General features: G+C 39.9%; 13 protein-coding genes and 1 CRISPR repeat array. All 13 genes read left to right on the top strand.

Annotation, left to right across the window (positions count from 1 at the left end):
- Positions 1–84 precede the first annotated feature (84 nt).
- The 13 genes from CBS1_RS05125 (at position 85) to lepA (ending at position 25,774) form a co-directional block, all read left to right on the top strand.
- On the top strand, positions 85–498 hold the full coding sequence (locus tag CBS1_RS05125; RefSeq protein ID WP_090223085.1) for a hypothetical protein: 414 nt from the start codon (positions 85–87) through the stop codon (positions 496–498).
- On the top strand, positions 476–1,177 hold the full coding sequence (locus CBS1_RS05120; RefSeq protein WP_090223086.1) for a hypothetical protein: 702 nt from the start codon (positions 476–478) through the stop codon (positions 1,175–1,177). Before CBS1_RS05125 ends, CBS1_RS05120 begins: the two co-directional genes overlap by 23 nt.
- A 60-nt stretch (positions 1,178–1,237) precedes the next feature.
- Positions 1,238–2,017, top strand: a complete 780-nt coding sequence (locus CBS1_RS05115) for a hypothetical protein (RefSeq protein WP_090223088.1) — start codon at positions 1,238–1,240, stop codon at positions 2,015–2,017.
- A gap of 247 nt (positions 2,018–2,264) precedes the next feature.
- Positions 2,265–3,848: a CRISPR-associated DxTHG motif protein gene (locus CBS1_RS05110; RefSeq protein ID WP_090223089.1), complete on the top strand. Its 1,584-nt coding sequence runs from the start codon at positions 2,265–2,267 to the stop codon at positions 3,846–3,848.
- 515 nt (positions 3,849–4,363) lie between these two features.
- A CRISPR array of direct repeats spans positions 4,364–8,797; the repeat unit is 30 nt; unit sequence GTTTTAGAAGTGACTATGAGGGATGGAAAG.
- Between the two features lie 199 nt (positions 8,798–8,996).
- Positions 8,997–9,281, top strand: a complete 285-nt coding sequence (locus CBS1_RS05105; RefSeq protein ID WP_090223091.1) for a hypothetical protein — start codon at positions 8,997–8,999, stop codon at positions 9,279–9,281.
- A gap of 491 nt (positions 9,282–9,772) precedes the next feature.
- A complete protein-coding gene (locus CBS1_RS05100) occupies positions 9,773–10,333 on the top strand; it encodes a M15 family metallopeptidase (protein WP_033192704.1) in 561 nt (186 codons plus the stop codon).
- 674 nt (positions 10,334–11,007) lie between these two features.
- On the top strand, positions 11,008–12,537 hold the full coding sequence (locus tag CBS1_RS05095; RefSeq protein WP_241685575.1) for a S9 family peptidase: 1,530 nt from the start codon (positions 11,008–11,010) through the stop codon (positions 12,535–12,537).
- 322 nt (positions 12,538–12,859) lie between these two features.
- Positions 12,860–16,210, top strand: a complete 3,351-nt coding sequence (locus tag CBS1_RS05090; protein WP_090222153.1) for a helicase-related protein — start codon at positions 12,860–12,862, stop codon at positions 16,208–16,210.
- 94 nt (positions 16,211–16,304) lie between these two features.
- Positions 16,305–19,058: a DUF1156 domain-containing protein gene (locus tag CBS1_RS05085; RefSeq protein ID WP_090222151.1), complete on the top strand. Its 2,754-nt coding sequence runs from the start codon at positions 16,305–16,307 to the stop codon at positions 19,056–19,058.
- Positions 19,059–19,110: 52 nt separating this feature from the next.
- Positions 19,111–21,660 carry an ATP-binding protein gene (locus tag CBS1_RS05080; protein ID WP_090222150.1) on the top strand — a complete coding sequence of 850 codons (2,550 nt, stop codon included), beginning with the start codon at positions 19,111–19,113 and terminating at the stop codon, positions 21,658–21,660.
- A gap of 477 nt (positions 21,661–22,137) precedes the next feature.
- Positions 22,138–23,121, top strand: coding sequence for a tryptophan--tRNA ligase (gene trpS / locus CBS1_RS05075; RefSeq protein WP_033192110.1), 984 nt, complete (start codon positions 22,138–22,140; stop codon positions 23,119–23,121).
- A 21-nt stretch (positions 23,122–23,142) separates the two neighbouring features.
- Positions 23,143–23,922, top strand: a complete 780-nt coding sequence (locus tag CBS1_RS05070) for a mechanosensitive ion channel family protein (protein ID WP_090222148.1) — start codon at positions 23,143–23,145, stop codon at positions 23,920–23,922.
- 37 nt (positions 23,923–23,959) lie between these two features.
- Positions 23,960–25,774, top strand: a complete 1,815-nt coding sequence (gene lepA, locus CBS1_RS05065) for a translation elongation factor 4 (RefSeq protein ID WP_090222146.1) — start codon at positions 23,960–23,962, stop codon at positions 25,772–25,774.
- Position 25,775: the final 1 nt, after the last annotated feature.

The raw sequence follows: 25,775 nt of genomic DNA, 5'->3' as shown, positions 1-25,775 counted from the left end.
ATCGAAATAATCTAGACATTCAGTGAAGGGAGGAAAGGCACACAGAACATAAAATACCACAGTGTTTACTGGGTGCCAAAGCCCATGAAAAAACTCGAAAAATACAATTTCAAATCGCAGCTAGTCATTTTCCACGATATTAAGAGAACTGCCGCAAGCTTTTTAAATAAACCAGACCTTTACAAGTCAAAAGAAGGTGAGAGGACAACAAGACCAGGTGTGGTACAGATTGACGGATACCGGTACTTGGTAGCCTTTCTCTCTACAAAGGGTTATTCAAAGTTAAGATTCAAGATATTCGAATGTTGTCCTCTGGTATCTGGATTTTTTATAGCAAAGGACAGCTATTTTATGCGATTCGGTGATAAGTACATCTTCGACATCCCATCGACAATTATTGAAAAGTGGAGAGGGCAAAAGAAAATAGAATTTGTAGCTTCCTGTACAATTGACCTAGGAAATTGGAGTGAGGAAAATGACTGCTTTGACAAAAAGTGATTCTAAATTGGGAGAATGTTTGAAAAAATTACTGATCAGCGGTGATTTGTCAGAAGACTGCAGAAAGACCATTAATCAGTTTATCTCAGGTATGATTATAGTGAGAACCAAGGGGAGATACTCCCTACTTGGTAGAGGCACCCTCGAAGAGCTTGTTGACGATATTTTTCAAGAATCGGCGATCTCCTTTCTCAACAAAAAAGAGAAACTGATGAAAGCAAGTGTTGAAGCAATTGTTAGTTATTTTAGTAAAATCGTGATGAGCAGAATAGAAGATGTGAGACGTACAAAACAAGATGCTGAGTCTTTAAACAGAGAAATAACATCTTCACAGTCAGATGACCACAACAATTTGGAATTCGGTGAGATAATTTCTGTTGAACCAAGCGATTGTTATAGTCCTTACGACGAGCTAATAGCAGAAGCCATCTATGAAACTTTTAAAAATGAGTTTGTAAATAAGGAAGCCGATTTATGTGATTTTATATATACCAAATATGAGAAGGACACTGATTTTAGAGAATATCCCAGTGCGGATGCAAAGTACAAAGCACATCAAAGGATAAGAGAGAGAATTAAAAAATTTTTCACTGAAGTAGTCGATGTTTCAGACTGCGTGATTATGATGGTACTAAAAATGTACAAGTCAAAAATCTGCGACAAAATGCGTTATAAGTAATAGTGAGTAACAGTCATTCAAGCAACTAAAGATGGGACTGCAAATACTGGAGGGAATGATATGGAATATTTGAAGAGAATACTGAAGGATTATAAAGCACACTCAAGGAAAGTGGAAGTATTGATAGACCAGGGGACTGAAAAATTAAAGATTGGCGACGTCTTTTGCATCTACGGCGAAGACCTCGTGTACGGAGTCGTTGTTGAAGACATTGGAGAAGTTTACAAAGCTGTATACTTGACTCCGGAACTAATTTTAGCAGGAGACGGGCATGAGCTACGAGTGGATCACTTAGTCTCTGCTTTAAAGGTAACGCCAATAGCATTGTATCTTACACCTGAGATGATAAAGTATTGTGAGGTTGTCATGAACTTACCTAAAGATGAATTAGCAAAAGTCAAAGAAAGCTATGAAAATAAAGCCAGCAGAGGATATCAAGGTGTTTGGAAAGAATTTTATGACTTCGAAGCATTGAGAATAGAGATCTTCTATGAAAAATTTTTAGAATATTTGTCAAAAGTTGAAGAAGACCAAGCAGAGGAGGTAATAATCGATCTATCCGAAAAATTCGGAGGAGATGAGCTAAGAGAGTTGTTCCCGCAAAAAGCTGCTGCCTCAACATCAAAGACAAGGGAAGAAGGCTTGCTAATCGAAGTTTTGGACGATGCTGTTATTGTATACTTTTCCGATGTATTAATCGGAAAGCAAGCCAATATATATATTCAAGATAAATTAATATTTTCAGGAAGAATTCCACAAGAAATCAAATTTAAGATAGGTTTTGAAGTACCGGCTGAAACATTCAAGCAAAAACTCAGGTTACAAATTGAAGACGCTTAATAGTATTCTTTTTCTTGTCGCTGTTCAAACCTAAAAGCTGGTGATGTGACCTTGAATATATTCTTCCACATTTTGAAGTAGCATAGGCATATTAAAAAAATAATATCTTACCCACACTGTTGCCCATTACAGCGATGTGATAAGCCGTCTTTATTCATACTTGCTTTGCTGTGTTAATTACCTACTCTTTCCAGATCTCAGTCTTGTACGAATACGGGCTCAGAAAACTGCAGAGGGAGGATTTTAAATGACGAAACTTCTAACCTTCCTTGGCACGGGCTCTTACCAGGAGAGTGAAGTATTCATAGATGACTTTAGGACAAAGCAAAAGATTTTTCCGCTTGCTTTGGTTGAGTTTTTTAAATCGCAGGGCAAAGACCTTGAAGTGATATTCTTTCTAACTCGAGGAGCTTATGAAACCTTCCAAAAAGAGCAAGTTAAAGAATTTTGCGAATCACGCGGTATTAGCGTCAAAATAGTTGACATTTCCGAAGATGAAAAAGTCGCTGATTTTGTTAAGAAGATAATACCTCGCGTACAGGATGGTGACGAGGTTATCTTAGACGTAACTCACTCTTTTAGAATGTTGCCAATGATGGCTCTAATTATTTCTCTTTATTTGAAAGAACTAAAGCAAATTCAAGTGAAAATAATATACGGCAAGTACGATCGTGACATAAAAACAACAAGATGCACTGATATTACAGAAATGTCGGAGACTATAGATTGGATATATGGAACGAAACTATTTACAAACTACGGTTTTGCAACCCAGTTGTCAGAGTTGATTAAAAAGCAGAACGAAAAATACTATAAAAACAACCACAAAAAGAACGCAGACAGACCAACAAAGCTGGGGATATTGTCAGATGACCTAACAAAAGTATCGGAATCTATAAGGCTTGGGTCTATCCAACTTATCCGTAATTCTTTAAGTAAGTTCTTCAAGGACATTAGCGACGAAAAGCTAAAAAGAGATGTAAGTGAATTTGTTCCTCATTTCGCCCCACTCTTTGAAAAACTTGTTGAACGTTACAAAGCCTTCCACATCGAAAATGAATCGCTGATTCTCAATGAAGAAGAACTGAAGTCAGAAGCGGAGTTGGTGAAATTCTATGTGCAAACCGGTGATTACGGTATGGCGCTAAGATTGGCTCGTGAATACATAAAGAACGTTCTTCTGTACAAAATGGGCAAACACGACGAGTTCTTGAATATTAGTGAAAGAGAATCATTACCGGTGAAGTCGAATGTATTGTTTGATGCAAGAAATCACTTTGCTCATTTCGGTTTTAACAACCTGCCCGTAAGTCCCGACAAGATCAGAGCTGCACTTAACGATTTGATTGAAAAGATTGAGAATGGCAACTTAGATGTATTCTTCAATGAGTTCACACCAGAAAAAAACCTGAAGGCTATCTTAACTCCTCTTGGTACAACTCAAGGAGCTTTGTACACTGTACTGAAAAATTACAACGCAGACCTACTGGTTATCCTTACCTCAGAGGAAGGGAATAAGTTAGTCGATGAAATTGTAGAAAAATCGGAGTTTAGGGGCGAAGTTAGAACAATAATTATAAAGGATCCATTTTCCGGTGTTACTGAAATAAGGGATATACTCTCCAAAGCAGAAAACTATCTTGAGAATGCAAGGGAGATAATCGTCAACATTACTGGTGGAACAACCTTTATGACATATATTATAGAAAGAATAAGAGATAGAATCCGATATGGAAAGTCTATCAAGTCGGTCATTGCATTTGACGAAAGACCTTATGACGAACAGAGGAAGAATCCTTACGTTGTTGGCAAGATCCTTGAAATCGCCTAAATGGAATTAATGCGTTTCGTTTAAATAAAAGCAAATAACTCAAACAGGAAAACGCCAGTAGAGCAAACTGGCTTTTTTATTTTAGCATCATTCGTAATACATTTGTAATGTTTAATTGTGAGTCTCATTTGAAATATTTTATACACCAATAGCTATACGACTGTATGTAAAAACTATTATAAATAAAAGATGAAATTCAACACATCTAATCAAATACACGAAATGGAAACCTAATATAAATATTTATTTATACAAAAACAAAGATAAATACAACACATATTTTCACCGTGACTTCATATTTTATTAACACGAATCAAAGTAAATATAATTTGCGATGTTTTTAAAATACTGAATGTAACGAATATATTAACTCACAAAAAATTGCCGACTTTTGCCCCCTTTCCTGGAAGCATTGTTGAACCAACAAGCTGATAAATAAATACTTTCTGTTTGTTACGAATGTAACTTTCATTTTTAACAAAAATAGTGGTATAATATCTATGCATACCCTACGGGTTTTAGAAGTGACTATGAGGGATGGAAAGGATAAGTCTTGAAAGAGCGCTAACTTCACTCGCCATAAGCACAGTTTTAGAAGTGACTATGAGGGATGGAAAGTGAAAAGACAAACAACCTACATACTCAAACTCTGAGAGTTTTAGAAGTGACTATGAGGGATGGAAAGTCAAGGATATCCTGCCACTCTTTGTTTTTGTTATCCATACCGTTTTAGAAGTGACTATGAGGGATGGAAAGGTAATACGTATATACGAATAAAAAAATACACGTTATAAAGTTTTAGAAGTGACTATGAGGGATGGAAAGTTGGACTGTTAACATTCAGATTTATTAACGCTTTTTGCATAGTTTTAGAAGTGACTATGAGGGATGGAAAGATGATTTTGTCAACTTCTTCAGAACTGAGACCCAAAATCAATACGGTTTTAGAAGTGACTATGAGGGATGGAAAGTTTTATCACGTGTATTTTTTCTTGTCAAGTCTTTTTTTCTGTTTTAGAAGTGACTATGAGGGATGGAAAGTTTAGGATTGTAAGCAACACGATTGTTGAATAAGTTTTAGAAGTGACTATGAGGGATGGAAAGGATGGCTATATGGTTCGAGGTAATAATCTTCGACTATTTTCGTTTTAGAAGTGACTATGAGGGATGGAAAGGAAATGTATTACGTGTATTACGTGTGTAAAAAAAATAAAAACTTGTTTTAGAAGTGACTATGAGGGATGGAAAGTTTTTCCATACCTTTATTCATCTTCTGCGCAACTACAAAGTTTTAGAAGTGACTATGAGGGATGGAAAGCCGTCTATCACGAAAAACCTTCTCGCTGTTTTGGGTATCTCGGTTTTAGAAGTGACTATGAGGGATGGAAAGTGTGTCTGCATCTGCCCATCCTGCACCCTCAAAAATGTTTTAGAAGTGACTATGAGGGATGGAAAGGCAAGTGTTATTGTCAATTCCGCATGTGCGGTCGCATCTCTTTTGTTTTAGAAGTGACTATGAGGGATGGAAAGGCCTTACCATACCTTTCAACCCCTTTCTGATAAGTATTTTGTGTTTTAGAAGTGACTATGAGGGATGGAAAGCCTTCTTGCTCTTACGGGTATCTCGCTTACATGCATTTTGTTTTAGAAGTGACTATGAGGGATGGAAAGTCGAGTTTGCCAACAATAAAATCATATTGTGGATGAACGTTTTAGAAGTGACTATGAGGGATGGAAAGGGACAATAATCCCTCCGAACTCCTTGACTTTTTCAATTAAAGTGTTTTAGAAGTGACTATGAGGGATGGAAAGTCTAAATACTCTAACACACGCTTATAAAACTTTTGTCGTTGGTTTTAGAAGTGACTATGAGGGATGGAAAGATATCCTGCAATTTGTAATAAAATTATCACCCCCAAATATAGTTTTAGAAGTGACTATGAGGGATGGAAAGTAGAAATAACGTAAGTCATAGAAGATTTACCAATAGAACTTTGGTTTTAGAAGTGACTATGAGGGATGGAAAGATATCCTGCAATTTGTAATAAAATTATCACCCCCAAATATAGTTTTAGAAGTGACTATGAGGGATGGAAAGTAGAAATAACGTAAGTCATAGAAGATTTACCAATAGAACTTTGGTTTTAGAAGTGACTATGAGGGATGGAAAGTGTAATATAGACCTCTGTACCTAAAATTTGTAAATTTGCGTTTTAGAAGTGACTATGAGGGATGGAAAGTTTAGTATTGCCACTACCTCTACTACCTCCTACTACTACCCCGTTTTAGAAGTGACTATGAGGGATGGAAAGTCTAGCATATATGCGTACAAAGCTGTTTGAAGGAGTGAGCGTTTTAGAAGTGACTATGAGGGATGGAAAGTCTTAAATCCATTCGACCACCTCCCGTTCTTATATTTGTTTTAGAAGTGACTATGAGGGATGGAAAGTCTTCGAGCTCTTTTAATGTAAATTTTTGTCTCGTTTTAGAAGTGACTATGAGGGATGGAAAGTAAAAGCAAGAGAAGGAAAATAAAAAAAGCAAAATCCGTTTTAGAAGTGACTATGAGGGATGGAAAGTTAACAAACGCTTAGGCTTAAACAACTGCCTAAGCTCTACGTTTTAGAAGTGACTATGAGGGATGGAAAGTGTTTTTCATACCACAACATGAGCGACGTCTTATATGTTTTAGAAGTGACTATGAGGGATGGAAAGCTATAGTTTCAATCGGTAACATTTGTCCGTAACGTACTAACTTGGTTTTAGAAGTGACTATGAGGGATGGAAAGCTGTAGCATGTACTCCACAGCTTGCTCGTCGTATTCGAAATGTTTTAGAAGTGACTATGAGGGATGGAAAGCAAAAATGTGACAGATTGACCTGTGCACAAGTCAATTAATTTTTTGTTTTAGAAGTGACTATGAGGGATGGAAAGTTTTAAGCATTATCTTATTCCCAGGCACTGCAATAAGTTTTAGAAGTGACTATGAGGGATGGAAAGTTTTATATCACTCTAACAAATACCCTTGTGGTATATGTTTTAGAAGTGACTATGAGGGATGGAAAGAAAACAACCACTAAACCTAAACCGTCACTCTGAAACCTGTTTTAGAAGTGACTATGAGGGATGGAAAGCGTATTTGTTTTTGAGGTATTCAAATACACTTACTACAGTTTTAGAAGTGACTATGAGGGATGGAAAGTATACCAAAAAGTCATCTTTTCCCGCACACTTAAACACAACCGTTTTAGAAGTGACTATGAGGGATGGAAAGGTTGCCGTCCTCATCGAGTACCTGAACAGTGCCCTGGAAAGTTTTAGAAGTGACTATGAGGGATGGAAAGCCCAAGAGAACCTAAACTTAAAATTATCTTTTTTTCTACCAGTTTTAGAAGTGACTATGAGGGATGGAAAGTGAGACTGTCATACAAGTTGAGAAATTCATAGAACACTTGTTTTAGAAGTGACTATGAGGGATGGAAAGGTACCCTGGGGTGAGGGTTATGTATTATGCCGTATTTATTGTTTTAGAAGTGACTATGAGGGATGGAAAGCCAGGAACGTTTTCCCGCTCCCGGCTGGACCCCTTAAAATAGGTTTTAGAAGTGACTATGAGGGATGGAAAGCTTCCAAATCGTATGTTACTTCGAACCATGTGTATACGTTGGTTTTAGAAGTGACTATGAGGGATGGAAAGTTGATGAATAGTTCTGCTGTTTCAGTTGCTTTTGAGGTTTTAGAAGTGACTATGAGGGATGGAAAGCATATTTACGAATGCTTTCAAAATCAAATTCAAAGTCTGCGTTTTAGAAGTGACTATGAGGGATGGAAAGCAATCGTCACCGTGTTTTACTACTATGAAACTTTCGTCGGTTTTAGAAGTGACTATGAGGGATGGAAAGTTCGAGGCACCAAAGATTCTATGGAAACGAACAACAACAAGTTTTAGAAGTGACTATGAGGGATGGAAAGTGATAGCCTTGCCTGGGAAAAACAAAAAATTTTAAAAAAGGAGGTTTTAGAAGTGACTATGAGGGATGGAAAGTTAAGAAATTCTAGTAATTTTGTAACTTTTTCAGGAGAAAGTTTTAGAAGTGACTATGAGGGATGGAAAGTTGTAGCTTGTTCAGAGGAACCTTCAATCCAATTCCATGCAGTTTTAGAAGTGACTATGAGGGATGGAAAGACGTAATCGAGGAGTTTGTACTCGTCGAACAAATAATCTAAGTTTTAGAAGTGACTATGAGGGATGGAAAGCCATCAACTTACCCAGCCGCATTGCGTCCGTTGGCTCTTCCGTTTTAGAAGTGACTATGAGGGATGGAAAGCGGTAGACAAGAAGCCTAATATTACTTTTACTAATAACGTTTTAGAAGTGACTATGAGGGATGGAAAGCTTCAATCAACTCATTGACGTAGTGAACAACATTGTCTTCGTTTTAGAAGTGACTATGAGGGATGGAAAGAAAGTAATCTCTTCGTCGTTCTGCGCAAAAACATAAACAGTTTTAGAAGTGACTATGAGGGATGGAAACAGATTTCCCCGTATGAGACTTCATTTTCCCAGTATGAAAGTTTTAGAAGTGACTATGAGGGATGGAAACCCAACCTTAATTCCCGTTACAATCTTCCGCACCATACCACTCGTTTTAGAAGTGACTATGAGGGATGGAAACAAGTTTGTGTCTGGGATGTTGTAATCACGCATCACCTCCTGTTTTAGAAGTGACTATGAGGGATGGAAACCTTTCGTTAGCATCGTTTGTTCTTCATCTAAATATACATGTTTTAGAAGTGACTATGAGGGATGGAAACACCGAGTTATCGACAATAAAAACTTTTAAAAACTGTTTTAGAAGTGACTATGAGGGATGGAAACCTGGATAAGGACCTGGTTATAGCCTTCAATAATAATTCGGTTTTAGAAGTGACTATGAGGGATGGAAATGCTTGCACGGTGACGCTGTGTTTTTGTTCTATTAAAGTAGGAAAGGCACTTCTCTCTGAAAGAGATGGAAATTTTCTCCGTTTGCCTCGAACCGTTGCAAGTACTCTATGTAGGTAGGAAAGGCACTTCTCTCTGAAAGAGATGGAAACGCGCAGGTCATATATCTGAAAACCTACACATTATCGGGGAATGTGGGAGTATGGCGTTCTGGCCGTACAGAGATATCGTAGCACTCAGCGGGCTGATTGCACTGGCTGAAAGTTACGGTGTGAAGTGTACGAATAAGGCTATAAGGTATTTGAAGAAGTTTAAAGATATTATCCCAATAGTAGAATTTGTGATTGATGAAGTAGTAAATGCTTTCCGTGAACCCAAGCTTTTGCTTGATACAGTGACTGATAAATACAACTATGAAATTCTTGCTTTGTTTGTCAGCACAGACGAAGAATTTGACGAAGCATATGAGAAGATACTTTATATTTGACTGAGATATTTAGATGAGCTTGATAATTGCCGCGGGGAGTTCGATGTCACGTTGCATTAATAGTCTTCATTCGGTATTACCGCACCAGACTACCAAGAGTTCAAAAGAATATTATTCAATACTATCAGTAAAATAGCTCGCAAACGTGGAAGTTTCAGATTCGCTGACCGAATCAGGGTAGCATATCATGAGTACGATTTTAACAGACACAGGTTCGTCGTCATACCACTACATCACAATAGATGGTGAAAGATTCAAGTTTATTGTGTCAACTGAAAATCGAGAAATTGATAAAATGGAGCACTTTGGAGGATATGTACTACAGCAAGAGCCAGAAAAGTTATGCCTTAGAGAGCATGGCAATTATTATGCTATATTCTTCCTAATTAAATTATTTGTACTCATTTGTGTTTAATTTCATCTGTTGAAAGGAGGTGCTGTGGGGTATAAAATACTTCTGAAAGGCTTTGTATAAAGGACGGGATGAGGATTTGAGATATGCAAGCTCAGAAATAGTAATCGTGGTCATCATTCTTCTTCTAATTCCAACACTCTTGGAACCAGCTGTTTGGGAGGTTAAGTTGGAGATAGGATTAAGTAGTTTAAATTATCAATTTAGAAAATATGTTGAAGATTTTGTTAGAGAGTGTTCAAAGGAAGGAATCAGTGTGTGGATATATGAAACTTGGCGTTCGAAAAAAAGGCAGCAGGCTTTGTATGCTCAAGGGAGACAACCACTAGAGATAGTAAATGAAAAGCGTAAAGAAGTAGGTCTTCCTTTGTTACGAGAAAAAGAAAATAGATATATTGTCACAAGACTCCGTGTTTCAGCACATAACTACGGTTTGGCAGCAGATTTTGTTCCGGTTGTTAATGGCAGACCTCAGTGGAACAATAATGAACTTTGGCAAAGATGTGGCGAAGTTGCGTTAAGATTAGGTATGGAATGGGGCGGTACTTGGAAAGGGCTTTCAGACAAAGTCCACATTCAGATGAAAGACTGGCGCAAAGTGGCGACCTTCAATCATTTAGATAGGTTGATAATTGAGTAAAACCTAAAAGACCACATCTAACCAAGGTGTTCAACAAAAATGTTTGTGAGTACTTTGTCGTTTTTTATTTGATAGAAAGATAGTTATTTGAACCTCGACCTGGGTGAATGAAAAGAAGTATCTTTTGGATTTCTCCAATATCGTCTAAGACTTATCAACGATAAGGCTTATTTAACACTCGTTAGTTCTTCAAAAGTGATGTAAGCAGTTCAGCGCTCTATCGTAGCTGCGAAACTTTCACTCAATGAAGAAAATAAACAAAACAAATAGTACCCGGTTAAGATAGGAATACTCCCACTGTCTTTCTTGCTGCCAAAAGCTGAAGAAGATAAGACGCTTCTTTATCAAGTAATTGGTTTCTTGTTTCAAGATTTTTATCAAGACTTTTTGATTACCCTCCTGGGCCTGGGTGGAATTTTTCCTCTAATCTGGAAACGTCTACTTTTTGATTCCATACCTTGGTATAGGAATAGAGTATGTAACTTGGGATAAAATGTTTTCTGTTGCAGTGTACACTAATACCATTCCATTTATTGTATTTGCTATTTTACCTGAGAGGCTTGCATTGCCCATAATTCCAATTTTTGGACCGTATATTGACATAATATCTCATTCTAAAAGCTGGTGAGTTTTGGAAATTAAACGGCGAAGAGAAAGAAAAGCTTCTCAAATCTTTGAAAGAAGAAAAAGACTACGAAGTCGTTGATGAAATACCTTTCTGGGCAAACGGTTCTGGGTTTACGAACAAGAAACGATTGAGACTTTTCAAATACAATATTCAAACCCAACAAATCAGCCCCATCACCGACGAATATTCCAACGTAGAGTACATCTCTGACAGCCCCGATGGAAATACTGTCCTGTATGTTTCCAACACCTTCAAAGACGTCATGAAAATGCCCAATGATTTGTACCTTTACGATGCGCAAAAAGATGAATCGATTAAATTGACTCACCACGACCACTTCATGTACGAACTTGCTGAGTTTGTGGATGGGAAGGTAATCTTCGCTGGAAGTGACATGCGAAGATATGGAATAAACGAAAATCCGCAATTCTACATACTCGATATCTCAAGCAATCGGGTAGAACCGATAGCGCCCGATTTTGATGCGAGCATCGGCAACAGTGTGAACAGCGACTGCAGATTTGGTCGGAACAGAGCTATTAAAATTGATGGTAAGTACCTGTATTTTGTGAGCACGCAATGGCACGATGCTCAGCTTTTCAGAATAGACCTCTCTGGGAAGATTGAGCAGCTCACATTCGAAACTGGTTCGGTCGATGGTTTTGATGTTGTAAATGGCCAGGTGTTCTTCGTTGGCTTGAGAAATATGAAACTTCAAGAAATCTACGAGCTTGTTGGAAAACAAGAAAAACAAATCAGCCAGTTCAACGAATGGGTGCAAAAAGAAAGGTACACATCAAGACCTGAGCGGTTCACGTTCAACACAAAAGATGGTACACCCATCGAAGGCTGGGTCATGAAACCTTTCAACTTTGAACCAGACAAAAAGTATCCCGCAATCTTAGAAATCCACGGTGGACCAAAGACAGCCTATGGAGAAGTCTTCATGCACGAAATGCAGCTACTTGCAAGTGAAGGATACGTTGTCATGTTCTGCAATCCGCGTGGTAGTGACGGAAGAGGCAACCAGTTTGCAGACATCCGAGGCAAGTACGGAACAGTGGATTACGAAGACCTAATGCAATTTGTAGATGAGGCAATCGCAAGGTATGATTTCATCGATGAGAACAGAATAGGTGTCACCGGCGGTTCATACGGCGGCTTTATGACCAACTGGATTATCGGCCATACGGATAGATTCAAGGCGGCAGTTTCCCAAAGAAGCATTTCAAACTGGATAAGCAAATTCGGAACGACGGATATTGGATACTTCTTTGTCGAAGACCAGCAGTTGGCAACACCTTGGAGTGATTTTGAAAAACTCTGGTGGCACTCACCGATGAAATACGCAGACAAAGTCAAAACACCGACGCTTTTCATACATTCGGACGAAGACTACCGCTGCTGGCTCGTTGAAGCAATCCAGATGTTCACATCGCTCAAATACCACGGTGTTGAAGCAAAGCTGGTGATATTCAAAGGTGAAAACCACGAATTGAGCAGGTCAGGAAAACCATTGCACAGATTGAGAAGGTTGAAGGAAATTGTAGGGTGGTTTGACAAATATCTTAAGTGAGCGAGAGCTTCCCCAAATTATGTTTGGCAAGAACTCATCAAAAGCCCATCCAAGAAGAGTGGGCTTTTTTGTGCTTCAAAAACGAGAAGTAGTCATCTGATAAATTGCCCGACTGTAAAAACATTAGATTTAGTATGCTATAATATAAAGTAGTACAGTGTGTCGTAACAAAAAAGTTAGACATATGATTGTGGAAAGCAATTTTTTCAACTGCCTACAGGTTTCTTGTTTTCGTCGAAGATTTACTTAAATATCGGCTCTATCGCTACTAAAATTACTCGCGAGGTATCGGTTTTTTCAAATATCACGGGGGGATTCTCTAATGTCTGACATCTGGACAATTATCAAATCGGGTGACGAAATAGAAATACCTAACTGGAACGAGACAGTGATTGTCAATTCAGTTGAAGAAATTGGCAACTACGTACGAATTGTTGGTGCTGGTAAGTTTTCTCGAAAGCATATTGATCAACTAATTACAAAAGAGGAATTTGAGAAAACAGTTGTCATCAACAGAAGAGTAGATTTTTCGGAAGAAGCTTGGAAAGTGTTTCTTGCAATAGAGACTATTCGCTACCGTTTTGCGTCTATGTACGATCCCCTCCTTGCGGTGAGCATCTCAAAGATAGACCCACTGCCGCATCAGATAGAAGCAGTGTACGGATATGTTTTAAAACTCCCAAGAATAAGATTCCTAATTGCTGACGACCCTGGAGCTGGAAAGACCATAATGGCTGGCTTGATTATAAAAGAACTGAAACTACGTCAACTAATCAAAAGGATTCTTATTGTAGCACCTGGTCATTTGAAAGATCAATGGAGAAGAGAGTTAAAGGAAAAATTTGAAGAAGACTTTGTGATAGTAGATAGGAACATTATGGATTCTATGTATGGCGTAAATGTATGGGATCGCGAGAACCAGATAATTACATCCATAGACTTTGCAAAGAGGGAAGACATTCTCCCATCCTTGAGTTCTTCAAGATTTGATTTGATAATCGTTGACGAAGCACATAAAATGAGTGCCTATCGCTATGGAGACAAAACTGAAAAGACCGACAGGTACAGATTAGGAGAAGTGCTTTCAAGGATAACTGACCACCTGCTCTTCCTAACCGCTACGCCTCATAAAGGGGACCCCGAGAATTTCAGATTATTTCTCGACCTGCTTGAACCTGGATTTTTCGCCTCTAATGAGATGATCAAGCAGTCCATTGAGAATAAGGATAATCCCCTTTTCATAAGGCGCAAAAAGGAAGATTTGAAAGATTTTGAAGGTAAGCCTTTGTTCCTTCCGAGACATGTAAAAACAATTTCCTTCAACCTTGGTATAAGTTCTCCGAAAGAGAAGAACCTCTATAATAAGTTATCAGAATATGTGAACACACAGTACAATAAGGCTCTCGCAAAGGAGAAAAAAAGAAACGTTGCCTTTGCTTTAGTGATTCTTCAAAGGAGATTTGCCTCAAGTACGTATGCACTTTTGAAATCGTTGGAGAGAAGAAAGAAAAGGCTGGAAGAACTGTTAAATGCTGACTATACTCGCAGAGGCAATAACGAATATATAGATTTCGAAAATATAGAAGACATGGCTGAAGAAGATAGATGGAAGGAAGAAGAAAAATGGGAAACCTTAAGTCTTGCAGAAAATAGAGAGGAACTTAGAGAGGAGGTCAAGACACTGGAGGAACTTATTCAGCTTGCAAGTGAGATTATTCAAAGCGAACAGGAAATCAAACTCAAAGAACTAAAGAAATCCCTGGAGGAGTTGAGTAGTAAATACAGCGATCCTAAGCAAAGGAAAATCTTGATTTTCACAGAATCTAAGGATACGCTCGAGTACCTTGAAAGCAAGATTAGGAATTGGGGCTATAAAGTAAATACAATTCACGGTGGCATGAAACTTGAAGACAGGATAAGGGCGGAATCCATTTTCAAAAACGAGACCGAAATAATGGTTGCAACGGAAGCAGCAGGAGAGGGTATAAACCTTCAGTTTTGCAATTTAATGATTAACTACGACATCCCATGGAATCCGAACCGCCTTGAACAAAGAATGGGAAGAATCCATCGTTATGGCCAGCAACGAGAAGTCTTTGTCTTCAACTTAGTTGCCGAAGATACGCGAGAGGGGAAGGTTTTGAGCAGGTTGTTCCAAAAGCTCGAAGAAATAAAGCAAGCTCTTGGAACAGACAAGGTTTTTGATGTGCTCAGCGAGGTATTGTACGACAAGAATTTAGCGCAGCTTTTAGTTGAAGCTGCGGCAAATGCGAGGAATCTTGATGATATTTTGAAGGAAATAGAGATAACAGTGGACGAAGATTATATAGCGAGGATCAAGGAAAACCTTGGTGAAACTCTTGCCACGCAATACATAGATTACACGCGCATAAAAGAAATGGCTCAGCAGGCGGAAGAGAGGAAGCTGGTTCCGGAATACCCCGAGAATTATTTCAAAAGGGCGTTCGAAAGAGCAGAGGGAAAGATAAAAGATAGAAAGGACGGATTCCTAGCCATTGAATCTGTACCTTTTGAAATAAGAAAAATTGCTGAGGAAGATGAATTTAAAAAGAAACACGGTTTAGTGATGAGAAGATATCCGAAGATCACGTTTGATAAAAACCTTGCTTTCAAAAATCCAGACGCAGAATTTGTCTCTTTTGGGCACCCTCTTTTCGAGGCTCTTCTTACTTGGGTAGAAAGAAACTTTATGAACTCTCTGACCAGAGGTGCGACATTCTACGACCCGGATGGAAAGCTCAATGGATACATTTTATTCTACGAAGGAGAAATAGAGGACGGGACGGGTAGTACTGCTGGAAAAAGGCTCTTTTCGTTCTACGTCGATGACAAACAAGTTGTGCCGATTTCACCTGCCATCATTTGGGATTTACGCGAAGGTGAACCACAACAAGAAGAGCCTGTTGATATTGAAGAACTCAAAAGAAGAACACTGGAAGTTGTCCTTTCAGAACTTGAAGGCTACAAGCAAGAACTTCTCAAAGAACGAGGGCGTCAGGCACAGATAAAGGAAAAATACGGAGTCAAATCGCTTGAGTACCTAATTGTTAAGCTTGACGACGAGTTAATCTCGTTATATGAGCGCAAGGATAAAGGCGAAGATGTAGACATTGTGATAAGCAACAAAAGAGAAAGAAAGTCTGAATATGAGAAGGCTCTAGACAAACTGAAAAAATTGATACAGCAGGAGAAGGCTTTGAGTATAAGTATGCCAAAGTTTGTAGGGATTGTCAGAGTAAAGCCGATGGAAGGAATCGACAATTCCATGAAAAGCGATGCGGAGATTGAAGCCATAGGTATAAGAGTAGCGATGGAGTACGAAATCAGAAATGGCAGAATCCCAGAGGATGTATCATCGCAAAATCTTGGTTTCGATATACGTTCGAAAGATAAAGATGGGAAAGTAAGGTACATAGAAGTGAAAGCGAGAGCAGGAGTAGGAGACGTAGCACTCACGCAAAATGAATGGTTTAAAGCGCAAAGGTTTAAAGATGATTATTATTTGTACGTAGTGCTTAATGCTGCAACCTCACCGGAACTTTACATAATCCAAAATCCTGCAGAAAGGCTTGCTGCGGTTGAAAAGATAGAAATAGTGAGGTATGTTGTAGAAAGTGGTGAGATATCTAAAAAGGGTAACAAGGTGTCTTAAATGAACCATGAATCGTATTTTTCTTAGTGCAACAACATTTGCATAAACGGAATCATCAAGATTTGAAAGAAGTCTAAAGGAGGAAAAAAGCACGATGGATAAGAAAGATAGAAGGTTCATAGAAGAGTCCTTCCCAGTGAGGGAGGTAAGTGCTGAATCCGCAAGGGAAAAAAGCATTCGGCAAGGTCATATTTCTACCCTACACATTTGGTGGGCAAGACGTCCGCTGGCGGCTTCACGTGCGACAAGCTATGCTGCGCTAATTCCGGCACCTAATGAGATTGAAGAATGGGAGAAGAAAAGACACTTCATTATCGAACTGTCCAAATGGGAGAATTCGTTGAGGAAGGATTTGATATATAAGGTGAGAAAAGATATTCTCGAAGCCAACGGTGGAACCCCCCCAAAGGTGATTGACCCATTTGGTGGGGGTGGCTCAATTCCTCTTGAGGCTCTTCGCATTGGCTGTGAGGTTTATTCAAATGATTTGAACCCCGTTGCTGTGTTTATTCAAAAATGTACCCTTGAGTATCCCATAAAGTACGGAAAAAAGGGTGAAGTTGAGAAGGAAGTAGAAGAATTCGGAACAAAAGTAAGAAGAAAAGTGAACGTGGATAATGTTCTTGTTGAAGACGTTCGATATTGGGCAGAGTGGGTCTTGGAGGAGGCAAGGAAAGAAATTGGAAAATTTTATCCACATGACCCGGATGGAAGCATCCCGGTTGGATACACATGGGCAAGAACAATCCCTTGTCAAAATCCTTCATGTGGTGCTGAGATACCTCTGATAAGACAATACTGGCTTGTGAGAAAGAGTAACAAGAAAGTCGCACTGTTTCCATATGTCGAGGGTAAGGATGTGAAATTTAAGATAGTCGGCGATGGATATGAAGAGATGCCAAAGGTTTTTGATCCCGATAACGGTACAGTTTCCAGAGCAGTAGTAACTTGTCCTGTTTGCGGATCGGTAATTGACGACGACACGACAAGGAGACTATTTCAGGAAGGAAAGTCTGGCGAAAGAATGATAGCGGTGATTTTAGAAAGCCCAGGAAGTCAGGGGAAAGTCTACCGCTTAGCAACCGCACAGGATCTTAAAGCCTTCATGGAAGCCGAAGAATATATGAAAGAGAAAAGGAGAAAACTGATGGAAGAATGGGGAATGGATCCTGTTCCTGATGAACCGTTGCCTCCTAAAGAGACTTTAGGATTCAGGATTCAACGGTATGGTTTTCTCAAGTGGGGAGACCTCTTTAACTCTCGGCAAAAACTTGCACTCATTGTATTTTTAGAAAAGGTGAAAGAGGTATATAGAAGGATGCTTGCTATTGGCGTGGATAGAGAATATGCGAAAGCAGTAGCAAGCTATCTCGCAATTAGCATAGATAATATAGCAGAGAAGAATAATACGATTAGCAGATGGGCAAATACTAAAGAAACTATTGCTGGTTCTTTCAGTCGCCAAGCTTTACCAATGGTTTGGGACTATTTTGAATCCAATCCATTTAGTGGATCTACCGGTGACTGGTTGAATTCGGTAGAATATAATTTAAACGTTATTTACCACTGCTCGCAAAGTCCAAAAAGTTCAGGATTGTTGGCCAATGATTCTATGACTGATGTTCTTCCGGTTGTAACACAAGCAAGTGCTACTTCACTTCCTTATTTGGACAACTTTTTTGATGCTGTATTCACTGATCCACCATATTACGACAATGTGCCATATTCTCATCTTTCCGATTTCTTTTACGTCTGGTTAAAGCGTAGTATCGGTGATCTGTACCCTGAGTTATTCTCAACACCCCTGACACCAAAATCTCAGGAGATCGTAGCTTATTCTCACAAAGAAGGTGGGAAGGAAGCAGGCAAAAAATTCTTTGAGTCAATGCTAAAGAAAGCTTTCCAAGAGATACACCGTGTTTTGAAACCAAATGGTATTGCAGTTATCGTTTATGCTCACAAATCAACACAAGGATGGGAGACACTTATTAATTCTCTCCTCGATTCAGGTTTAGTTATCACAGCTGCCTACCCCATCAATACGGAGATGCAAACAAGACTTCGAGCTCAAGAATCTGCTACGCTAGCATCCTCCATCTACATTGTTGCAAGAAAAATAGAAAGAGAACCAGTAGGTTTTTATAACAATGTGAGAGAGGAACTGAAAAATCATTTGACCAGAAAACTGGAACGACTGTGGGCAGAGGGAATTGGTGGAGCGGACTTCTTCATAGCTGCGATTGGTTCAGCAATAGAGGTTTTTGGCAAATACGAAAAGGTGATGGACTATGAGGGGAACATCATCCGCGCGGATAGGCTTCTTGAGGATGTTCGAAAGATAGCAACTGATTTTGCGGTGCACCAAATATTGCATAATGGTTTTGCAGGGGAAATTTCGGAGCTGACAAGGTTTTATGTGCTTTACCGTTGGAACTTTGGCGAAGCGAAAGTTCCATTCGACGAGGCAAGAAAACTGGCTACAAGTTGTGGTATAGACCTTGCTTCCGAGTGGAATAGGAAGGGGTTTATAAAGAGGGAGAAAGAATTTATAAGAGTCCTCGGCCCCCATGAGAGGAATATAGAGGACTTGAAAGATTCCACCGAACTTATCGATGTGTTGCATCATGTACTCTTGCTATGGGAGAAAGGTAAGAGAGACGACATGTTAATAGTACTTAAAGAAACGGGATATGGTGAAAGTGAGGCTTTTTATCGGGTTGCTCAAGCGATATCAGAGACATTGCCTAATGAGAGTAAAGAAAAGAAACTTCTCGATGGTTTCCTTGCAGGTAAGGAGCGTTTAAGAGAGGAAGTAAGAAATACAAAGAAATATGGACTTTTTGACTAAACCAACATAAATAAAGGAATCTAAAGACAAACAATTTTTGGGAGGCGAAATTATGTACCCGTTCCATACTGTTACTATACCCCATAAGGATATTATTGAGGGTAGACTTACCATGGACGTATTTGCTGCAGATTTGTCTGAGGTGAGCCAGAATAAAGGACATGAAGAGTATAGAGATCCAGATATATTCTTCCAAAAGACATACCTTACTGAAGGGCTGAAGAATTTGCTGAGTATTGTTGAAAAAAGATTAAAAGGACTGGGTGGAGATCCTGTCATTCAACTTCAAACACCATTTGGTGGTGGTAAAACACACGCCCTCATTGCTATTTACCACAAAGCGAAAGAATGGGGAGCAAAAAGGATTGTGATGGTAGGAACCGCGCTAACTACTTATGAAACATTGTGGGGGACACTCGAACAGCAGTTAACTGGGAAGATAGAAGAATTTACCGATAAAAACTGGAGCAAGAGCAAGAAGGAAATCAAGGAACTGCTTGAAAGTCATCAGCCAGTAGTTATACTTATGGACGAAATCTTAGAATACGCAACAAGGGCTGCCGGAGTTACGATAGGAGAAAGCACCTTGGCAGCGCAGACTATCGCATTCATACAGGAGCTGACGGAAGCGGTAGCAAGCTTGGAAAAAGCGTGCCTTGTTGTCACATTGCCTTCAAGTGTTATAGAGCATTACGATGAATCGGCAGAAAGGCTCTACCAGCAGCTTCAAAGGGTGTCTGGAAGAGTTGAAAAGATTTATACACCTGTAAACGAAAACGAAATAGCGAAGGTTGTTCGAAGAAGACTTTTCCTGGGAGTAGACGAATCAAAGGCAAAGGAAATTGTTTCTTGGTTCGTGAATTATGCAGATAGAGAAGGAATCCTTCCTGAAGGAGTGCAACCCAGTGAGTATAGGGATAGATTCCTTGATTCGTATCCGTTCATGCCAGAGGTGCTGGATGTGTTGTACCACAGATGGGGAAGTTTCCCTAACTTTCAACGTACAAGAGGCGTACTGAGAATTCTTTCATTAGTAATCCATTCACTAAAGGACAGTGAAAAGCCGTATATAAGCTTAGCGGATTTTGACCTTTCAAATGAGACGATTAGACAGGAATTCTTAAAGCACATAGGTACAGAATTCAATAGTGTTTTGGCGCAGGATATCACCGACAGTGGTGCTGGTGCTAAAAAGGTAGATAAATCTCTTGGTGATGCATACCAAGGCTTGAATATGGGAACAAGGACAGCAAGTACAATATTTTTATATTCTTTCTCAGGAGGGCAAGAAAAGGGGATAAACCTTAGAGAGTTGAAAAGATGCGCCTCTGTAGTCGGTGTTCCTGCAACTCTGGTTTCAGAAGCTGTTGAGCAGTTGAGACAGAATCTGTTTTATTTGCAAAGTACAGGAGATAGATTTTTCTTTTCAAACCAACCAAATATCAACAGGATAATCTTGACTGAGATGGAAAACATAAAGGACGAAGAAGCTGAAAGATTAGAATTGGACATTCTTAAACAAAACATTAAGGGAGACAAACTTAAGGTCTTTATATGGGAAGAGGACCCAAGCAATATTCCTGACTCTGAGGAACTTAAGTTGGTTGTACTAAAGAGGGACAACAAAGAACGCATTCAAAACATTTTAAGAAACAAGGGCGCAACTCCACGGGTAAATAGGAACACAATCTTCTTCCTATATCCCATGGAATCTGAGAGATCAAGATTTACGAACACACTTTTGAAAAAGATAGCCTACGAACGTGTTGAACGTAATAAAGATTTACAACTATCCGAAGAACAAAGACGAGAGGTAAGAGAGAAATTAAAGGAAATAAGTGATGAACTTAATATGGTTATACGGGCTTTGTATAGATTGATTGGCATTCCTGCTGAGAGAGAAGAAATAAAGGTTGAGGATTTAGGTATACCAACATACGGCGATTTGAAGCCGATTGATTATCGGGTATATGAGCGTCTTAAGGCTTTGGGTGAAATCCTTGAAAAAATCGCACCGTTGGTTATTAAAGAGAAGTATCTTGTAGATAGGGATTACGTCTCAACGAAGCAAATTTATCAATCAACACTGACTACTCCAGGGCAGATAAGGTTCGTAAGCAGGGATGTATTGGTAGATGGAATTATAGAGGGTGTGGAGAAAGGTATATTCGGACTTGGCGAGTTGAGCAGTGACAAACTAATTTGTAGTTACTTCAAAGAGAAACCGTCAGTATCTTTCGCTGATAATGAAGTGCTTATTAGACAGGAAATATGTGAAGAGCAAAGGAGAAAAATAGACACAGGCGAAAAAACAGAAGACGGTGAAACTGGTGTAGGCTCTGTTGCTGAAAAAACACGTGATTATACACCCCCAACACTTATTACGCCACCAGCTGGTGTAAGAAAACAGCTTTCACTTACATTTGAAGTTCCGCAAGGTAAGCTATCAGATATCATGCCGATCCTTCGCTTCATTCAGTCAAAATTTGGAAGAATCAGGATAAATCTTACAGCAACCGACGGAGAGATTTCTGAAGACGAGTATGATATGAGAATAAAAGAAGCTTTCGAACAAGCTCGTATAGATTTTGAAGAGCGATAACCGTTACTGAAACCATCGTTGAAATAAACGACTCTTTCTAGTGTTTTGTGAACAAGGGATGTATCCACACTACGCGAAAATCCGATTTCTGAAAGAATACGAGCTTTTCACTTAGAATTGGGACTGATAAAGAGCTCCGCTCCCACGGATTTGTCGGGATCAATTTGTTGTCTCGGTAGGGATTGTGGTATAATATATCTGAGAGAAATTGCTGAATTAAGGAAGCGTTCTAACAAGTTGCTCCACAGGAGTATTAAAAAAAACTTCAAAAATTTTGCGTGAGCGACCCTACAAGGGATTGAAACGAGCGTCCCTATGATGGTTTGAATCTTGTTTGAGCTTCCCTATAAGGGTTTAATCATCAAACAAGCAGGGTTTTTGCCCTGCTTGTTTTTTGTATTGTAAGATGAAAGATTCCTGTCGTTATGGTATAATATTCTCAAAGCGAACTTTGTATGCTGTGAGGAGGAATCATCAATGCGTATATTGAGCGGTATTAGGCCTACCGGAAAGGTTCATATTGGTCATTATGTTGGTGTTTTTGAGAATTGGGTAAGACTCCAGAACGAAGGGCACGATACTTTTTATTTTGTTGCCGATTGGCACGCACTCACAACGCACTATGAAGATACCAGCGAATTAAGGCAAAATACATTTGAGCTTGTGAAGACGATGATGGCAGTTGGGCTTGAGAAGTCAACTCTGTTTGTCCAGTCCGCTATTAAGCAGCACGCTGAATTGTTTTTGCTCTTTGCGATGGTAACTCCACTGTCTTGGCTTGAGAGAGTGCCTACGTACAAGGAGATGCGCCAGCAGGTTACAAACAGAGACCTTTCGAATGCAGGTTTTTTGATGTATCCAGTTTTGCAGGCAGCGGATATTTTGATTTATAAAGCCGATGGGGTGCCAGTTGGGGAAGATCAGGTGTACCACATCGAGCTGACTCGTGAGATCGCAAGAAGGTTTAATTATATTTTCAAGAAAGAGGTCTTCCCGGAACCTAAGGAGCTTCTTTCCAAGGTGCCAAAGCTTCTTGGTACCGACGGTAGGAAGATGAGCAAAAGCTACGGAAATACGATCCCGCTGATCACAACCGAGCAGGAGCTTTCGAAGATGATAATGCCGATGGTCACGGATACGAATAGGAAAAGAAGAAGCGACCCGGGTAATCCGGAAGTGTGTCCAGTTTGGGATTATCACAAGGCGTTTGGAACAGCTGATAATCCAGAGGAAAAGCAGTGGGTGTACGAAGGATGTACGCAGGCGAAGATCGGATGTATTGATTGTAAGAGGTTGCTTTTGAAGAATATGCTCGGCAAACTTCAGCCGATATGGGATAGGTACAATTCTATTTCAGATGATGAGGTCAAGGCAAAGATGGAAGAGGGAAATGAAAAAGCAAGGCAGGTTGCCCAAAGAACTATGAACGAGGTTAGGGAAGCTGTGCAGATAATGTTTTAAATGAAAGGAGTGGAATATCGTATGCCCATGGCAGTGGTTATGGATATCTTTTGGTCGATTGTTGCTTTGGTAATCGCTTACGTGGTTCACAAGATTATCATGAGTTCTATTAACAGGTTTGTGTCGAGTATAGGAAAGGAAGTTAAGGCACCGAAGACGTTGTCTGTGCTTCTTGGGTTTTTGATATATGGTTTTGCAATTGCTGGTATTTTGGCAATTTGGGACGTTAATCTTGCGCCGTACCTTGCCGGTTTGGGAATTTCAGGTATCGTGCTCGGTCTTGCACTCCAAGAACCTTTGACGAACTTCATGTCCGGTATTCTGGTCTTGGTGACAAGGAAAGTTTTTGAAGGTGAAGTTGTTGATGTGGACGGTCTAACCGGGATTGTTGATGTGGTGAAGATGAATCACGTGCACCTGTGTACGTTCGATGGGAAGTTGATTCTAATTCCTAACCGAAAGGTTTGGTCTGGTACGGTTACGAAGTTCTGGCCTGGAAGGTATAGAAGGATAGATGTTGATGTTACGGTTGATTATTCGTCGGATTTGGACAAAGTCGTTGCTATTTTGAAGAAGGTCCTAGAAGAGGAACCACTTGTTGTTAAGGATGAATCGGTACAAAACAATGTCGTTTTCAAGTCTTTTGATTCGAATGGTGTAACGTATACGGTTCGATTCTGGGCGGAGCGAGAAACTTACTTGGATACGCTCAATGCTGTAGCGCATAGAATTAAGAGGGAATTTGATGGTTCTGGAATTAAGATACCGTTTACTGTTGTGGAAGTTAGGAAACCAGAATAAGTATTGACTCGATGAGTTTTCGGAGGGATGAAAGTAGATGAGAAAGGTAGAGAACGTAAGGAATATTTGTATTATCGCACATATCGACCACGGTAAGACGACGTTGACCGATAGGATTTTGGAGATGACGAATGCCGTTGAGAAGCGCAAGATGAGAGAGCAGTATTTGGATAGTATGGATATTGAGCGAGAGCGCGGGATAACGATAAAGTCGCATCCGCTTAGGGTGTTTTACAAGTCAGACGATGGGAATGAGTATGAGATCAATATCGTCGACACCCCAGGGCACGTGGATTTTTCGTACGAAGTGGACAGGAGTATGGCAGCTGTTGAGGGTGCGATCTTGCTTGTCGATGCAACGCAAGGAGTCCAAGCTCAGACGGTTGCGAATACGTACAAGGCACTGGAACATAACTTGGAGATAATTCCTGCGGTGAATAAGATAGATATGCCAAATGCGAATATAGAGGAAACGGTTGCTGAGATTGAGGATTTGATAGGTATCCCGGGTGAGGATGTTTTTAGAATCAGCGCAAAGGAAGGTATTGGTGTAAAGGAGTTGATTGAGGCTGTTATTAGGTTGGTTCCACCACCAAAGACGTCCGATGATGGGCATTTGAGGGCGTTGATTTTTGATGCAAAGTACGACAAGTACCGTGGTGCAATTGCGTATGTGAGGGTATTTGATGGAGAGATAAAGGCGCAAGATAAGATAATGATGATGTCTTCGGGCGAGGTGTACGAGGTTGTTGAGGTTGGAACGTTTACGCCCGACATGGTTCCTGTTGATGTTTTGAAGGCTGGAGATATTGGATATGTCATCGCCGGATTGAAGGATGTTTCGAAGGCAAGAATTGGTGATACAATTACCAAACCTGATAATCCAGCCCCAGAGCCATTACCAGGTTACAAAGAGGTCAAGCCGATGGTTTACGCAGGTATGTATCCCGGTTTGCCCGAGTACTATGAAGAGCTAAGGAAAGCTCTGGAAAAGTACAAGTTGAACGATGCGGCGCTGGTTTTTAAACCGGACCATTCACCTGCACTGGGATTTGGTTTTAGGTGTGGATTTTTGGGACTTTTGCATATGGATGTTGTGAGGGAAAGGCTTGAAAGGGAATTCGACATGGCTGTTATATTGACCGCACCGAACGTTGAGTACAAGGTTGTTACTCACAGCGGTGAGGAGGTCTTTATCAACGACCCAGCGAAGTTTCCTGAAGAAGGTGAGGTAAGGGAGATATACGAGCCTTACGTGAAGTTGTCGATAATCACTCCACCTGAATATATTGGAAAGTTGATGAATTTGGTGCAAAATGAAAAGCGCGGGACGTTGGTTTCAACAGAGAATGCTGGTCATGAGCGTGTTGTGATGCACTTTGAGGTTCCGCTTGCCGAGATTATTTTTGATTTCTTTGATAAGATGAAGGCGGTTAGCCGAGGATATGCTTCGATGGACTATGAATTTCTTGAATACAGAAAGAGCGACCTTGTGAAGATTACTATATACGTAAACAAGGAACCTGTTGATGCACTTTCGTTCGTTGCACACAGGGAAAAGGCTTATACGATAGCAAGGAAGTTGGTCGATAAACTCGCAGAGCTTATTCCACAGCATCAGTTCGAGATACCGATTCAAGCGAAAGCCGGCGGTAGGTTCATTGCGAGGTCAACTGTTAAGGCACTTAGAAAGGACGTTCTTGCAAAGTGTTACGGCGGGGACGTTACCAGAAAGATGAAGCTATTGGAAAAACAGAAGGAAGGTAAGAAGAAACTCAGGGAAATAGGCAACGTGACGATTCCTCAGGAAGCGTTCCTTGCGATGCTTAGAATCGGCGAGGAAGAGGAATAAA

The sequence above is a fragment of the Fervidobacterium changbaicum genome, from assembly GCF_004117075.1.
In the GTDB taxonomy this organism is placed as follows: domain Bacteria; phylum Thermotogota; class Thermotogae; order Thermotogales; family Fervidobacteriaceae; genus Fervidobacterium; species Fervidobacterium islandicum.
Note: the sequence above shows the minus strand (reverse complement) of the source record. Positions and strands in the feature narration are given on the sequence as shown.